This is a genomic window from Bacillus pinisoli, from assembly GCF_023036475.1.
Classification (GTDB): domain Bacteria; phylum Bacillota; class Bacilli; order Bacillales; family SA4; genus Bacillus_BS; species Bacillus_BS pinisoli.
This window is the reverse complement of record NZ_JAJQKI010000005.1, coordinates 202,943-217,580: the sequence shown is the minus strand read 5'-3', so window position 1 is coordinate 217,580 and position 14,638 is coordinate 202,943. Positions and strand designations below refer to the sequence as shown.

General features: G+C 39.0%; 14 protein-coding genes and 1 riboswitch. Of the genes, 5 read left to right on the top strand and 9 right to left on the bottom strand.

Annotation, left to right across the window (positions count from 1 at the left end):
- Positions 1–42: 42 nt before the first annotated feature.
- The 3 genes from LT143_RS10090 to LT143_RS10075 form a co-directional block, all read right to left on the bottom strand.
- Complete coding sequence (locus tag LT143_RS10090) at positions 43–1,743, bottom strand: two-component system sensor histidine kinase NtrB (protein WP_246942844.1); 1,701 nt, start codon at positions 1,741–1,743, stop codon at positions 43–45.
- 119 nt (positions 1,744–1,862) lie between these two features.
- Positions 1,863–3,566, bottom strand: a complete 1,704-nt coding sequence (locus tag LT143_RS10085) for a triple tyrosine motif-containing protein (protein ID WP_418909823.1) — start codon at positions 3,564–3,566, stop codon at positions 1,863–1,865.
- Between the two features lie 146 nt (positions 3,567–3,712).
- On the bottom strand, positions 3,713–3,886 hold the full coding sequence (locus LT143_RS10075) for a YjfB family protein (RefSeq protein ID WP_246942843.1): 174 nt from the start codon (positions 3,884–3,886) through the stop codon (positions 3,713–3,715).
- A gap of 77 nt (positions 3,887–3,963) precedes the next feature.
- A riboswitch (cyclic di-GMP riboswitch) is annotated at positions 3,964–4,048 on the bottom strand.
- 394 nt (positions 4,049–4,442) lie between these two features.
- Between LT143_RS10075 and LT143_RS10070 the strand changes: the two genes are divergently transcribed.
- Positions 4,443–4,718: a hypothetical protein gene (locus tag LT143_RS10070; RefSeq protein WP_246942842.1), complete on the top strand. Its 276-nt coding sequence runs from the start codon at positions 4,443–4,445 to the stop codon at positions 4,716–4,718.
- Positions 4,719–4,896: 178 nt separating this feature from the next.
- Complete coding sequence (gene purT, locus LT143_RS10065; protein WP_246942841.1) at positions 4,897–6,051, top strand: phosphoribosylglycinamide formyltransferase 2; 1,155 nt, start codon at positions 4,897–4,899, stop codon at positions 6,049–6,051.
- Between the two features lie 142 nt (positions 6,052–6,193).
- Here purT and LT143_RS10060 read toward each other — a convergent pair whose 3' ends face one another.
- Positions 6,194–7,363: an aminotransferase gene (locus LT143_RS10060; protein WP_246942873.1), complete on the bottom strand. Its 1,170-nt coding sequence runs from the start codon at positions 7,361–7,363 to the stop codon at positions 6,194–6,196.
- Between the two features lie 2 nt (positions 7,364–7,365).
- Positions 7,366–7,866, bottom strand: a complete 501-nt coding sequence (locus LT143_RS10055) for an Lrp/AsnC family transcriptional regulator (RefSeq protein WP_246942840.1) — start codon at positions 7,864–7,866, stop codon at positions 7,366–7,368.
- Positions 7,867–8,077: 211 nt separating this feature from the next.
- On the opposite strand from LT143_RS10055, the gene LT143_RS10050 reads away from it, so the two are divergent.
- Positions 8,078–9,307 (top strand): MFS transporter, encoded by a 1,230-nt coding sequence (locus LT143_RS10050; protein WP_246942839.1) that lies wholly within the window; start codon positions 8,078–8,080, stop codon positions 9,305–9,307.
- 75 nt (positions 9,308–9,382) lie between these two features.
- On the opposite strand, the gene LT143_RS10045 is transcribed toward LT143_RS10050, so the two are convergent.
- Both LT143_RS10045 and bcp read right to left on the bottom strand, forming a co-directional pair.
- Positions 9,383–10,093 (bottom strand): GDSL-type esterase/lipase family protein, encoded by a 711-nt coding sequence (locus LT143_RS10045; protein ID WP_246942838.1) that lies wholly within the window; start codon positions 10,091–10,093, stop codon positions 9,383–9,385.
- A gap of 142 nt (positions 10,094–10,235) precedes the next feature.
- Entirely contained in the window at positions 10,236–10,709 is a 474-nt protein-coding gene (gene bcp / locus LT143_RS10040) for a thioredoxin-dependent thiol peroxidase (protein ID WP_246942837.1), read from the bottom strand.
- Positions 10,710–10,798: 89 nt separating this feature from the next.
- Here bcp and LT143_RS10035 point away from each other — a divergent pair, with 89 nt between their 5' ends.
- Positions 10,799–11,089: a hypothetical protein gene (locus LT143_RS10035; protein ID WP_246942836.1), complete on the top strand. Its 291-nt coding sequence runs from the start codon at positions 10,799–10,801 to the stop codon at positions 11,087–11,089.
- Positions 11,090–11,195: 106 nt separating this feature from the next.
- On the opposite strand, the gene LT143_RS10030 is transcribed toward LT143_RS10035, so the two are convergent.
- Both LT143_RS10030 and psiE read right to left on the bottom strand, forming a co-directional pair.
- Positions 11,196–12,380: an MFS transporter gene (locus LT143_RS10030; RefSeq protein ID WP_246942835.1), complete on the bottom strand. Its 1,185-nt coding sequence runs from the start codon at positions 12,378–12,380 to the stop codon at positions 11,196–11,198.
- Between the two features lie 215 nt (positions 12,381–12,595).
- On the bottom strand, positions 12,596–13,051 hold the full coding sequence (gene psiE, locus LT143_RS10025) for a phosphate-starvation-inducible protein PsiE (RefSeq protein WP_246942834.1): 456 nt from the start codon (positions 13,049–13,051) through the stop codon (positions 12,596–12,598).
- Between the two features lie 490 nt (positions 13,052–13,541).
- Between psiE and LT143_RS10020 the strand changes: the two genes are divergently transcribed.
- The gene (locus LT143_RS10020) at positions 13,542–14,615 is read left to right on the top strand and encodes a plasmid pRiA4b ORF-3 family protein (protein WP_246942833.1); all 1,074 of its coding nucleotides are present in this window, start codon (positions 13,542–13,544) and stop codon (positions 14,613–14,615) included.
- Positions 14,616–14,638: the final 23 nt, after the last annotated feature.

The following is a 14,638-nucleotide window of genomic DNA, read 5'->3' as shown; positions in this document are numbered from 1 at the left end:
GGTTTATTTTTTTTCATGAAAAAACTAGCACTAATAACAGTGCTAGTTAGCAGTAGGCCGTGGAAGCCTGATCATAAAAGTAGTTCCATTAGTTTGACTAGAAACTAGTTTAATAGAACCAAGGTGATTTTCAATTATACGTTGAACGATGGTCAAGCCGAGACCGGTTCCTGATTCTTTTAGTGTTAGGAAGGGCTCAAATATCTTCTTTTGTAATTCCTCAGGAATTCCGGAGCCAGTATCTTGAATGTATAGCTCGTAAGCATCATGAAGTACTTTTGAATAGATAGTAATGGTCCCCTGAGTGGTCTCGCCAATTGCTTCACAGCTGTTGCGAATGAGATTATATACAACCTGTGTCATCTGCTTTGTATCAAGTAAAAGAAGCGTACGATCTAACTGGACGTCAAATTGAATGTTCTCTTGACCAAATAGAGGTATGATTTCTTCAACTATGTCCGCTAGGTAGGTCTCTATTAAAACAGGAGCACCAGGCTTAGCTAAGAGAAGCATCTCTTCAATAATTGAGTTAATACGTTCAAACTCTTTTAACAATAGTGGAAGCTGGTACTGGTTTCTTTTTTCTTCAGAGAAGTCCTCGTAGATTAACGAAAGGAACCCTTGAATGACTGTTAACGGATTTCTAATTTCGTGTGCTGCACCGGCTGAGAGCTCCCCTAGTAGAGCTAATTTTTCGGACTGATGGATGCGTTTTTGAAGCTCTTCTGTCTCCGTAATATCAATAAATGAAAGGATTTTCCCTATGTTTTGTTGATATTGATTCAACAGAGTGGATTGTGAAGCTAATAATAAATAGTCTTGATCTCCTTTGTAAGGAAGCTTCACGTTCTGAAGATTTTCTCCGGATGATACAAAGCGCCAGAAGTCTTCATTCTCTTCCTTTTTTTCACCTTTCTTTATATCGTCCGGCTCAAGACCCAAAATAGTTTTACTATTCTGGTTGAGAGTAACGGACGATTGATAATCATCAATGGTGACAACTCCAATCGGTAAGGAGTTGAAGATATGCTCTCGGTAGGCTTTATCTTTAATGCCTTCTTCATAAAGGGTCTGATACTCTATTAGGATTAAAGAAAGTGAAACCATCACAAAGCCAAATATCAAAAGACCCATAAAAGGATGAGATTGAAGCAAAATGGTTAATATGATGGCTAAAGAAAAAATGACGAGATACGTGGAGTACGTATCCTTCAAAAGTTCCTTAAATATCTGAAAAGCACTTCCCCCTGAAGCAAAGTGAAAGTATAAACCTAAAATAATAAAATTAATGACGTAATAACTTAGCAGGGAAGTAATATAAGGCAGTATATTTGCAAACTCAGTTAAGCCAACGATACCACCAGTAAGTGTAAAACTGTAAAAAGCCCCGATTAATAAAAATATATACATATTAAAGTTAAAAAGATGCTTCCATAGGGCAGCTTTTCTCCAATAAAGAGCAAAAACAAAACTAGTAACTAACAATAGAGCTAAGGAATATTCAATACCATATAAATAAATGGAGGCTAAATAAATAGCTGTATCAGTTGAGAGGCTGTTTCCCTTCGGTGGGAAATAGATCTTATAATGATTGGTAAGCAAAATAATGACTACAAGAAGGAAGAAAAATAACCAATCTAAGAAGGTTGAAAGATTGGGGATTGAAATATGATAGTAAAAACATACTAGGGCAGTAACCGTTAATCCGATTAGATAAATTCTACTTGATGCTAGTTTACTCAATATAAAGTCCTCACTGTTTACAAATCTAGGTTTACTAGTTATATTTTAGGTGATAAAATGCAGTTTTGCAATGAGTGAAAACAAAAGACCGTGAGCAGCGAGCCACGGTCTTCTTTCCATTATAATTTGCTTCTTTGAACAAGGAAAGGTCCACTTCTCTTCGGCCCTTGCTGATAAGTTAACACAGCCTGTGCATAACCATGATGATAGATAATAAAAGGAATTTCATGGGCATCATCATACTCTTGGTCAGAAAGAGTGTGTTTTACTTCTACTTTCACCAGGTACATGCCAGACATCTCTGGATTCCATTTTAGCTGGTGGCTGGATGAATAGTCTTGTAAAATCACCCATTTAGTTCCGGTAAAAAGGGAGAAGCGGTACAAAACTTCTTCCTTATGAATAGTCTCCACTTCAATTGAATGCTGAGACTGTTGGATACCTTTTGAGTTAGAAAATAGTCCTTCAACACGTGCAGGCTGATAGATTTGGTAGGAAATAACTTCCTCAGAATCGAATTCTTCTTTACTCAGTTCATGTTTTGCCTGCACTTTGATCTGATATATCCCAGATATATCGGGCTTCCACTCAACCATTGCAGATGTCGAGTAATCTTGAATCGTGCGCCAGTTCTCGCCATCGTACACATCAAATTTATAAAGGACCGATGCATCTTGATTGGTTTTACTGGAAACGTTGATGACAGTATGAATAGGCTGTGGACTCTCTAAATCCGCTTGTAACACGGTCAAACTAGCCGGCTTAAAAATAGTGATTTCAAGCTCTCGTTCGTCATCAAATTCATTTTGAGAAATGGAATGCTTTACTCGAGTCCTCACTTTATAAGTGCCAGGCTGTTCAGGCTTCCAATTGAAACCAGCTTCACTTGAATATTCCTGTAAGACAGACCATGCCGTTCCATCAAAGACCTCATATTGGAACAGGCTAGTTTCTTCATCTGTTGCGGTTGAAAAATGGATGTCGGAGTTAGTCGGAAGTGGACCGTCTGAATTAGATTTGAATGCTTTGATAGTGGCAGGAGCGAATACCTCATAAGAAATAACCTTTTCATCATCAAATTCTTTTTTAGACGATAGACTTTTTGCCTGTACTTTAATCTGATAAGAACCTTGTGTTTCTGGCTTCCAATTAAGTTTTGACGAAGTGGAGTAATCTTGCACCACTTTCCATTCGCCATTTACTAGAATAAAAAAGCGATAGTGAGATTTCAAATTGGCTTTGGCAGATACGATTAATTTTGTGTGGATAGGCTGAGGACTAGATTGATCAACGGATATAGAAGTGAGTTTACTATATGGAGTGTATCCTTTGGATGCAGCAATTGCTTCAAAGGATTGTGAGGATCTTGTAATAACGACATTTGTATGCAACTTAACATGGTCAAACAGCCAACGAACTTCTTCGTCATACATTCGAACACAACCAGCACTGGCATAAGTGCCAATTGAAGCGGGGTTAGCGTTGCCGTGAATAGCGTAAGTAGTACCGTACGTTCCTCTAGCATTTAGGCCGAGCCATCGATCCCCAAGTGGGTTATTTGGATGTCCACCTGGAATATTCTCTTTATAATATGGCCTGTTTTTAATCTTATTTACTATCGGAAATGTCCCCTCAGGCGTATAGTCCCCACTCCTCCCAGTAGCGACTTTAAATACACGCACAACCTTTCCGTTCTCGAAAAAAGCGAGTTTATTTGTAGATTTGTTAATAATGATTAACTGATCACTCGCCTCGGCCTGTATGCTGGAAGTCCCAAGAAACAGACCACAAAAAAAGATGATCAAGCTAGTAAGCTTTTTCACGTAAATCCCCCTAATATCTCCAGTTATTACACAATATTCAGTAGGAGAGGAGATATGCATGGGAAGAGGGAATAAGTGGAAATTAATGATACTTAAAGCATATGTAATGCATCAAAAAATAGGCACTCTTGGTGAGTGCCTATTCATTACGCCTTCATATCAATGTTTTTTCCAAGTGTAGGATGAGTAGCGGTTTTTAACATGTCTACCATCTGCTGACCTTTTTGCTCGGTTACGTCCATCGTCTTCTTAGCCATCGCTAATTGGACTTTACCTAACAAAGCGGATTGAGCTTTTGCAACAGAATACGTTACTCCCATTTTGCACCTCCATGTTTCATTGGGCATGGAATGCTAACTAAAAAAGCCCTAAAAACAGGGCCATGATTCTATCATTAGAATGCAACTGGCTGGCAATTCATCGCTGAAGTAGCCCCTTTAGTTTTGCGTCCTACCTTTTCAGATAGTTTGCCCAATATGTATTTACAAGTCTATGTTACTAGTAAAAAGGAGTGATGACAAGGGGGGATTCCAAGATCAATGCTTATATTAACGTTGACTAGTTGATATAAGATAAATGTCAAAAGGGAGAATGGATAATTATATCTTTCCTGAAAGAATGCTATTTGAAGAATAAGAAGGATATAAGAAAACTTCAACAAAACAACATATAATACCTTCTTGATTTTTACTTCGTAATTGCTCCACAAACATCTTGTTCCCTATACACTTGTTAGTGCTGCAAAACAACTAACGGTCCTTATTTTAGAAATGCACTCTATTATTCTTACATCTATTTTTAAAATACACGTTTTTAAATCTATTTTTTTGTCCAAACTAGATATAAACATGTAAAGACCGAAAATGGGGTGAGAGAATGGAGTTTATTTACGCATATGATGGGATGGCCAAGCCTACCGTGGGAGATATACTCATCACAGATGATGATGGTACGAGAAAGTATTATTTAATTATAAAGAATGAAGAAGCATTTGGTCTTGTAGACTTATCAAGGAGTGAAAGTGTATTAGTCGCAGACGAGCTGCCACTCTACCAGATTGGTAATCAGCTTTTTCCTACATCTTTTCATGAAATTATTATAGATATTATTAAGAATAGAGATATAACGATAGATTTGAATGTGCATGATTAAAAGGCAATCCTTTTGGTGGGGTTGTCTTTTTTTATGTTCGGTTAATTTGAGGTTAAAAAGGAAAGGTTCCCTATTTATTTCGTGAAATATTATTAAAAACGAACATTTATTATTTTTATATTAATATAGTTCGTATATAATGAAGTTGAATAGTACGGAATGAAAAAGGGGGATGGCAATGTATATACCAAAGAAAGTTCTATTGTTAGGTTCAGGGGAATTAGGAAAAGAAGTTATTATTGAAGCGCAACGCCTTGGAGTGGAGACGGTTGCGGTTGACCGTTATGAGCATGCTCCAGCGATGCAGGTAGCACATCGAAGCTATGTGATTGATATGCTAGATCCTGTCGCGTTACGAGAAGTGGTGGAGAAAGAGAAGCCTGATTTAATTGTGCCTGAGATTGAAGCAATTGCTACATCAGAACTATTGAAACTTGAAGAAGAAGGGTATAACGTAATTCCGACAGCGAGAGCAGCTAAACTAACCATGGATCGTGAAGGAATTAGAAGATTAGCAGCGGAAGAGTTAAACCTACCAACAGCTAAATATGAATTTGCTGATACGTATGAAGAATTCCTTGAGGGAACAAATAAAATTGGCTTTCCGTGTGTTGTAAAGCCATTAATGAGCTCATCTGGTAAAGGCCAAAGCGTATGTCGCTCAGCAGAAGAGGTTAATAAGAGCTGGCAGATCGCGATGGAAGGTGGCCGTGTTCAAAATGGTAGAGTCATCATTGAGGAATTTATTACATTTGAATCGGAAATTACACTTCTAACGGTCCGTGCCGTAAACGGGACGATGTTCTGCTCTCCAATTGGTCATATTCAAAAAGAAGGCGACTACATTGAATCCTGGCAACCACATGCGATGACAGAAGGGCAAATTTTAGAAGCTCAAAAAATAGCAAAAGCCATCACAGACGAGCTAGGTGGATACGGATTATTCGGAGTAGAGCTATTCCTTTCTGGAGATCAAGTCTACTTCAGTGAAGTCTCACCACGACCACACGACACAGGCTTAGTTACTCTAGTAACCCAAAACCTATCAGAATTTGCATTACATGTAAGAGCCATCCTAGGTTTCCCAATCCCAGAAATCACACTTGTAACACCAGGTGCCAGCCGCCCACTAAAAGCAACGGAAGAACTAGCAGACTATACCATTGAAGGTGTAGACGGAGCATTAGCTGTCCCTCAAACCCAAGTGCGTATCTTTGGAAAGCCAGTGACAAAAGTAGGGCGACGCGTAGCAGTTACATTGTCTACTGCAGATTCGGTAGAAGAGGCAAGGGAGAATGCGAAGAAGGCGTTGGATTGCTTGGAGGTAAAATAAAAAAACTGAATGGTGCCTGTAAAACTGACAGGTGCCTGTCACCACCCGAATTTTCTTGTTTCACAGAATGTTTCACAATAAAGGAGCTAGCTCACTAAGCTAGCTCCTTCTTTAATGCCAATTTCCATCCCCAGCACCAATCCTACTTATTATACTTCTCCATAAACCGTCCCATTCGCTTAATGGCTTCTTGTAGGCTATCAAGGCTTGAGGCATACGAACAACGAATATAGCCTTCTCCGCTTGACCCGAATACGCTGCCTGGCACGACGGCAACCTTTTCTTCCATGAGTAGTTGTTCAGCGAATTCTTCCGATGTGAGACCAGAGTTTATAACGGAAGGGAAGGCGTAGAACGCACCACCTGGCATATGGCATGGTAGACCGATTTCATTTAGGGAATGAACGATATAGTTTCTTCGTTGACGGTAGCTTTTTTTCATCTCAAGAACGTCTTGCTTTCCGCCTTGTAGTGCTTCTATCGCTGCATGCTGGGCCATGGTAGGTGCACACATCATGGTGTACTGATGGATTTTCAGCATGGCTTGTAAGATCTCTTTTGGTGCAGCCACAAATCCTAATCGCCATCCAGTCATCGCAAAGCCTTTTGAAAAACCGGAAACTAAAATAGTATGGTCATACATTCCATCTATACTTGCCATACTCGTATAGTCTTCGTCATAGGAGAGTTCAGCGTAAATTTCATCCGAAATGACTAGTAGATTGTGTTTTTTGACAACCTCGCTTATTTTAACTAGCTCTTCCTTACTTAAAAGACTACCTGTTGGGTTGTTAGGAGAACAGATTAAAATGGCCTTTGTTCGTTCGGTTATCACTTCCTCGATTTGGTCTGGCTGAAGCTTGAAGCCATCCTCTGGTCTTGTTTGAATAGCAACAGGAACTCCACCAGCCAAGGTGACAAGAGGTCCATAAGAAACAAAAGTAGGCTCCACAATAATAATCTCATCCCCAGGATTAATGATGGCACGTAATGCTAAATCTAATGCCTGACTTGCACCGACCGTTACCATCACTTCTGCTTCGGGAGCATATTTAACCGAAAAAGAATTCCGTAAATAAGCAGAGATCTCCTTTCTCAACTCAATTAGTCCTGCATTTGCCGTGTAGGAAGTATGACCTTGTTCAAGCGAAAGAATGCACGCCTCTCTAACCGACCATGACGTAACAAAGTCTGGCTCACCCACACCAAGCGAAATCACACCCTCCATCGTAGAGGCCAACTCAAAAAAACGCCGAATCCCCGAAGGCTTCAGATCAGTAACCGTTTTCGAAAGAAACTGAGTCTTATCCATGGTCATGGTGATACCACAATTCGTTTGTCTTTTTCACCATCATCAAAAATAACCCCATCATGCTTATACTTCTTCATCACAAAATGAGTAGTCGTGGAAAGAACCGAATCCAGTGTAGATAGCTTCTCAGAAACAAATCTACCGACCTCTGACAATGACTCACCCTCAATCACAACGGACAAGTCATAAGCACCAGACATTAGGTAAACAGATTTCACCTCAGGATAACGATAAATCCGCTCCGCAATCTCATCAAAGCCAACTTCTCTTTTAGGAGAAACCTTCACATCAATCATCGCAGACACTAACTCGCGTCGGTCAGTCTTTCTCCAATTAATTTTTGTATTATAAGCCGCAATGACTTTTAAATCCTCAAACTTTTTAATAACCTCCGCAACCATTTCCGCTTCCAGATCGACCATCTTAGCAATCGTATCAACCGATAAGCGACTATCCTTCTCAAGAATTTCTAAAATTTCTATTTCTTTTTCAGTGAAGTTCATTATGAGACCTCCAATTATGTTGGAATATTCTTATTATTATATAGGTTGCAGTTTCTCCTGTCACCTGGCGAGCGACAGGTGACAGGCACCACCCGAATTTTATTGTTTCACAAATTGTTTCACAAATTACCTATTTCATTCATGAAGTTATTTCGGTATCATAATATTTAGTAAAGCGAAATAAATACTACGGAGAAAGAAGTGGCGTCTTATGACAGAGAAGGAAATGGCGAAGAGAAACTTGTACATCATGTGGTTTGCCAATTTCTTTATCGCAGGAAGTATGACCATGGTATTACCGTTTTTATCGTTGTACATTGATACATTTGGAGAGTTTTCTACTACGTATGTACAGCATTGGTCTGGTTGGACATTTGGGATTACGTTTGTCACCGCCTTCATTTTCTCACCGATTTGGGGGAGATTAGGTGACCAGTACGGTAGAAAGAAAATCTTAATTTTTACCTCAACTTTATTAGGAATATCTATATTTCTGATGGGATTTGTGGATAGTGTAGGTGAGTTATTCTTTCTACGCTTATTTATGGGAATTTGTACGGGATTCATCTCTTTATCGCAAGCCTATATTTCTACTCAAACGCCAAAGGAAATGGCAGGGCGTGTGATGGGGACACTTCAAACGGGGAGTATCACAGGCGCATTGCTAGGTCCTATGATTGGTGGCGTTCTAGCAGACTCAATCGGATTTGCCGCTACGTTCCAGTCTGTATCCATCTTTATCTTCATCTCTGCTATTCTTGTTACCACGACGAAAGAATACAAGATTGGTAGTAAAGCAGAAACCTCCCAACGATTTACAAGAAGAGAGGTACTTGCTCATATTGCGCAAAATCCTGTTTTTGTGACAGTTATGTTTATTTCCATTCTCGTGCAAATTGCTCATTTCAGTATTCAGCCGATCTTATCACTATACGTTAGCGAGCTACACGGTCCAGAAAACTTAGCCTTTTTCTCAGGAATTGTCTTTTCCGCAGCGGGACTCGGAAATCTAATGATGACGAGAAGATGGGGAGCACTTGCTGACAACATTGGGTATATTAAAGTGCTTATTATTCTTCTCGTTATAGCAGGTATCGTGTACTTGCCAGGTGCGTTTGTCACAAATATATGGCAGCTGACAATCATCCGGTTTTTCCTAGGTATTGCCATAGGAGGTATTATTCCTGTCAGGGTCGCCTATATTAGGCAAGAAGCACCAATTGCCATGCAAGGTGAAGTTCTAGGTTACAATACCAGCCTTCGCTTTTTAGGAAACATTGTGGGTCCTTTTATGGGCGGTATGATTTCAGCCTACTTTGGTTTCTCGGCGGTCTTTTTTATCACAAGCTCGCTTTTATTGATTAGTGGAGCTGTCTTGTATATAGCGATGAATCGCCAAATAAAAATAGAGCAAAACTCCCCTCTTAAACAAAGTGGATGATGTATATAGTGATTGAATGCTAAAAAATAAAAGAGGAGTGACCTTACAAACAGGTTCACTCCTTTACTTATTCAATTACTCATCAATTCTCTTCCAAAATTCCTTTGCTACTGCCTGATATCCTTCTAAGCTTAGGTGAATATTCGCAGGGTTTGGTAGGTATGTTTCATAACGCTTTGCAATAATCTTGTCAGTCGCTACAAAACTGTCACCGTTTAAAATTGCATTACTCTCAATAATTGTGTTTAAAGTATGTAGCAGTGGTAGCAGAGATGCCTGTTGCTCTGCAGGTAAATAAGGAAACGAGTTATAATAGCCCATTACATAAACCTCTGCCCCGGGATTCACCGTATCGATTGTACGTAGTACTGTATGCAGATTAATTGATACGTTTTGAAGTGCTGTTGGAATAGCTCCTGGTGATTCATTAAGTAAACCTAGTACATCATTAGCTCCTATATTTAGAGTAATAAGATCGGCCTTTGCAACCTCAGCTAGGACTGTTGGATTGTTTAATTGATCTAATAATCCACTTGATTTTAAGCCGGGTACTCCAAAGTTGTTTAAATCAACTTTGTATTGTGATTGCGTAAAGCGATCAGCTAAATACTCAGGGTATCCTGCATCTTTAAGGTTGTATGGAGTAACTCCAGCTGCCAACGAATCACCTAATGCTACATAATCTAAGGTTTTACCCTCAGTTCCTTTCGCAAATGAGGTACTCGGCAATAACGTTAAAATAACAAGTAAAGTAATAAGTACTGAAAATTTTCTTGCTAGGTTCATAAGTTTTGTCCTCCTCTTCTTTGTTCTTAATAGTGAACAGATTTATAATAGCAGTTTAGGCGGTTATCTGTAAAGATTTTTGTAATAGAAAAACAGTAGTAAGAAGTTTGTAATAACATGCCTTACTACTGCTGATGGTGTATTAATTCATCTGTTCCCGTACAAACGCCAACGCCTCTTCCACATGCCCTTTCACTTTCACCTTCCGCCAAACCTTTTCAATCATGCCTTCTTTATTAATAACGAAAGTAGAACGCTCAATGCCCATATACTCTTTTCCAAAATTCTTCTTCAACGTCCATACTCCGTAACTCTCAGCTACTTGATGATCTTCATCCACCAACAAAAGAAACGGTAACTCATATTTGTCCACAAATTTTTGATGCTTGTCTAGCGGGTCAGGACTGACTCCGATTATAACCGCATCGACATCAGCAAAGCTTTCATGATGTTCCTTAAAATCACATGCCTGAGTTGTACATCCCGGTGTCATATCCTTTGGGTAAAAATAAAGTACAACATGTTTCTTCCCTTTAAATTGAGATAAGGAAACCGTTTCTCCATTACTAGCCTGCAGTGTAAAATCAGGTGCTAATGCTTTCTCTTCAATACTCACTTCATTCCCTCTTTTCTACAAATTTTGACTATACTTACTATCCTCAATTATAAAGATTAAGCTATAATGAAGCAAAGGAGGTGAACGAGATGATAGAAAAGCGACTAGATCGAATGGAAGAGATGTTAACACAGCTTATACAAGTAGTCGGTACCATGAACTCAAGTCAACATAGAATGGAAAATAGAATGGATACCATGGAAACCAAACTACACTCAATGGAAACAAGATTGGAGGCAATGGAAGCTAAAAACGAAGAACGCCACCAAGATATTCTCTATCAATTAAGCCAACTCAAGATTGATCAAGATATTATTTGGGATAAGCTGTCTAAAGAAGAAAGAGAGATTCAAAAACTAAAAAAGAGGTTAGAAAACTAACTCACCGACTCAACTTCAGATTTAATCCTCTATTAATCTTCTACCATCTAAAACCCAAATACTTAAAAAGGGGAGCGACCTATATACATAGGTCCTCCCTTCTTATTTAAGTACCAGGTGACATGCTCCCACTCTCTTTATCTCCCACCACCTTCAGCATACAACCAAATGCAAGTAGCAAACTTCCAGCCGCCGCATAAAACAAAACATTAAATCCAAATACATCAATCAGCAAACCTAAACCGGGAGGCGATATAATAGCCGCAAGAGATGAAACGAGATAATATAAGCCCGTTCTCGTCCCAAAGCTGTGCTCACCTCCAGTTTCAACGATATAAGGATAAGCATTAATATTCACAAATGCCCAAAACACCCCACCAGCTAACAAAATAGCCCGCAACATAAGGACAGATTCCACTTTAGTTAAAAGCAAGAAAACAATAATTAATCCGATAATCCCAATTAAAATGATCTTCTTTTTACCAAATCTAGCTCCTAAAAAACCACTGGGAATCGCAGATAACACAAAGCTCAAAGAGAAAAATGCTAGCGAAAAAGCAGAAGAACTTTTAGACAAGCCCAGCTCATTCACACCATACAACGTAAACAAAGCCTCAATTCCTTGTATCGCAAAAAACCAAAAGAAGATAGCCGCTAACAGGAAAAGGGTGCGCGTATTTAATTCCGATCTGTAGTTAACCTTTGGGGCATTCGTAATAGTAGGAATCATGGCATCTTGATTCTCTTTAATGTTCCTGAAAATAACCCATAAAGCTAACAGGAACATCGCCGATACCGCAAAAAACGGTAAAGCTTCATTTACATCAAACAAATAAGCCCCCACGCTAAACGCTAAAATGGCGCCACAGCCACCCATAAAGTTAATAATTCCATTTGCTTTCGTCCGATGGGGCTCCGGTGTAATATCAGGCATAAGGGCAACGGTAGGCGAACGAAAAATCGCCATAGATAGGTTCATACAGATCATAAAAAGAATGAGGGTTGCTAAACTAGTGTGAAACGGAATGAGGGAAAAGAACAATGCAGTAACAGGGACCCCAATTAACAAATAAGGCATACGGCGTCCAAACCGAGTATGGGTTTGGTCACTTTTATGACCTATATACGGTTGTAGGAAGAGGGCGATATAGTTATCAATCGTCATGAGAAACCCAATCAATGCCGTACTTGCGAGGTAATCATTCAAGAAAAAAGGAACAAACCCATTGTACAATGACCAGCCTAAACTGATACTAAAAAAACCAAACCCCAACAACCACGTTTTCCTCATCGGCCTTCTCCTTGAACTAGGTGAAAAATTGCACCTGTTTTATAATTGCAAAATGCCCTACTTTATATTTATTAATAGGACATTTGCAGTAGTCTATAAAAGTTCGGCCGACGCTTGTTAAGTTATATACAATATCAATACATGGGAACGTTATGCATTGTTGAACTCATGATCAAACCTGCCCCGACAGGAGCGGGTGTACAAAAAAACTAATTTTAGGACTCTTGATTTCCTTTACCTCGGAAAAATAACTTTCCATCCGGCCTATTTCTAGGTGTAATGTTCATAATAAAATAGCCGATAATCAATATCAAAATGACGAGAGCATAAAGCAGTGTATTCATTGGATTATAATGATCCACTATGATTAATCGCACCATGGCCGTAATCCCAATATACAAGAAATAACGCATGGGGAAATGATAGTCTTCCTTAAAGTATTTTACAATCATAGCGATAAATTCAAAATACAAAAAGAAAATGAGGATATGCTCTAAAAAGAGGCGATAATCCTTATTTCCAGAATCATAAGAAAGTAGTACCTCTACAAACATAATCAGCTCTTTTATTAATAAAAAAGAAAGAATAATCGCCAACAAGATTAAGGATACATTTAAAATGACTTGAAAAACTTTAGGAATCATCTTAATTGCTTTCGTATAAAAGTCCATTTAATATCTCCTCCTTTCTTTAGTTAAAAGGTCAATACATTAGCGTTTTTTGATCTTCAATAGAAAAACATCCACCGCAATAGGCTTCACTTCACGCAAAGGAGCGGTTGTATGAGGTCCTTATTGAACTTATCCCCTCATACGAATAAAAAGGTAGACTATCAGATATGTAGTGCAATCACAACTGTAAAAAACATTCTCGTTAAATGCCTCTTACTAACAATCTCTTCTACTTCCTAGGTGATCCATTCAATCAACATTCCCTTTTAAGTTACTTTATCCTCGTAAACTTCGTCAATTAACTTGGCTAATCCGGCTATATGTAGAGGGGATTTTTGCTCATCTGTTTGGGCCAGTTAACCGATTTTCTTATATCATCATGATTCATTCCGTGAAACAAATTGTGAAACAAGAAAATTCGGGTGGTGACAGGCACCGCTGTATTAAGCGTGTTAAAATATAAGCAATACCAATACATAGGAGCGTTAACATGCTAATTCAATGTACAAAAAAGCTTTTGACAGAACTCAAGATCAAACCCGAGCCAACTATGGAACAAGAGCCCTTGTTTTCTTGGCACGCAAACATGCTAACCATTAATCGTAGAAAAACACTTGTCCTCATGAATGACCGAAGTCGATATGTTATCGTCCTCTATGGGCTCAAAGCAAAGGACTTAAAGAACGTAGAGGCGTTGATTTTACAAGCAATCAAAGAAACGTTCCAATCAGAGGGAATAAAGGATGAGGTAATAGAAGGGTACTTGTCTCGTTTAGGACAAGCCACGTATACCACGACAAAAGATCGAACGATGGTGGCAAGGCTAAATGAAGCTTGTAAAAATGTCACGTTCTTCGAGGAAGACATCAACCAGAATGTAATGAATCAAGCTCATATGAATAGAAGACTTAGCCGCCTTTTAGTTGGAAATGGTAAAAATGATTACACGCAACCCAATGAAGATCTTTATCAAGCATTAGAGGAGCTTACTGGAGAGCCTATTTTTGATACAAATGCTTACGTCTTACAAGTGAAATTGCAACTAAGCAACCATCATGTTTGGCGCAAAGTCATTGTTCCTAAGCACATTACCTTCCCTGAACTACATCAAACATTGCAAACGGTTTTCGGTTGGGAAGATTCTCACCTTCATGAGTTTATTGTGTTTGAACCAACTTCTAATGGAAAACCAAGGATCAACCTAGTTTGTCATGAAGAAGCTCTCCACTTTCAAACAGGTATACCAATGAAGCTAGATACAGAGGAGAAGCTTACTGACTACCTACCAGCTGTAATTATCTACCACTACGACTTTGGGGACAGTTGGAGACATGAAATCACGGTTGAAAGTGTTATTGACAATTATGATAAAAACTACCCTACATGTATAGCGGGAGAAGGGAACACTCCACCAGAAGATGTGGGCGGAGAAATGGGGTACGAAGAGTTCCTAGCAATCATATCTGACCCAAGCCATCCAGATCACGTGCATATGAAAAACTGGGGAGAAGACCAGGGGTACGAGGAATTTGATATTAAGAGTGTAAATAGATGGTTGAAGTAAAAAGGGAGTTAGGAGGGAAGCGG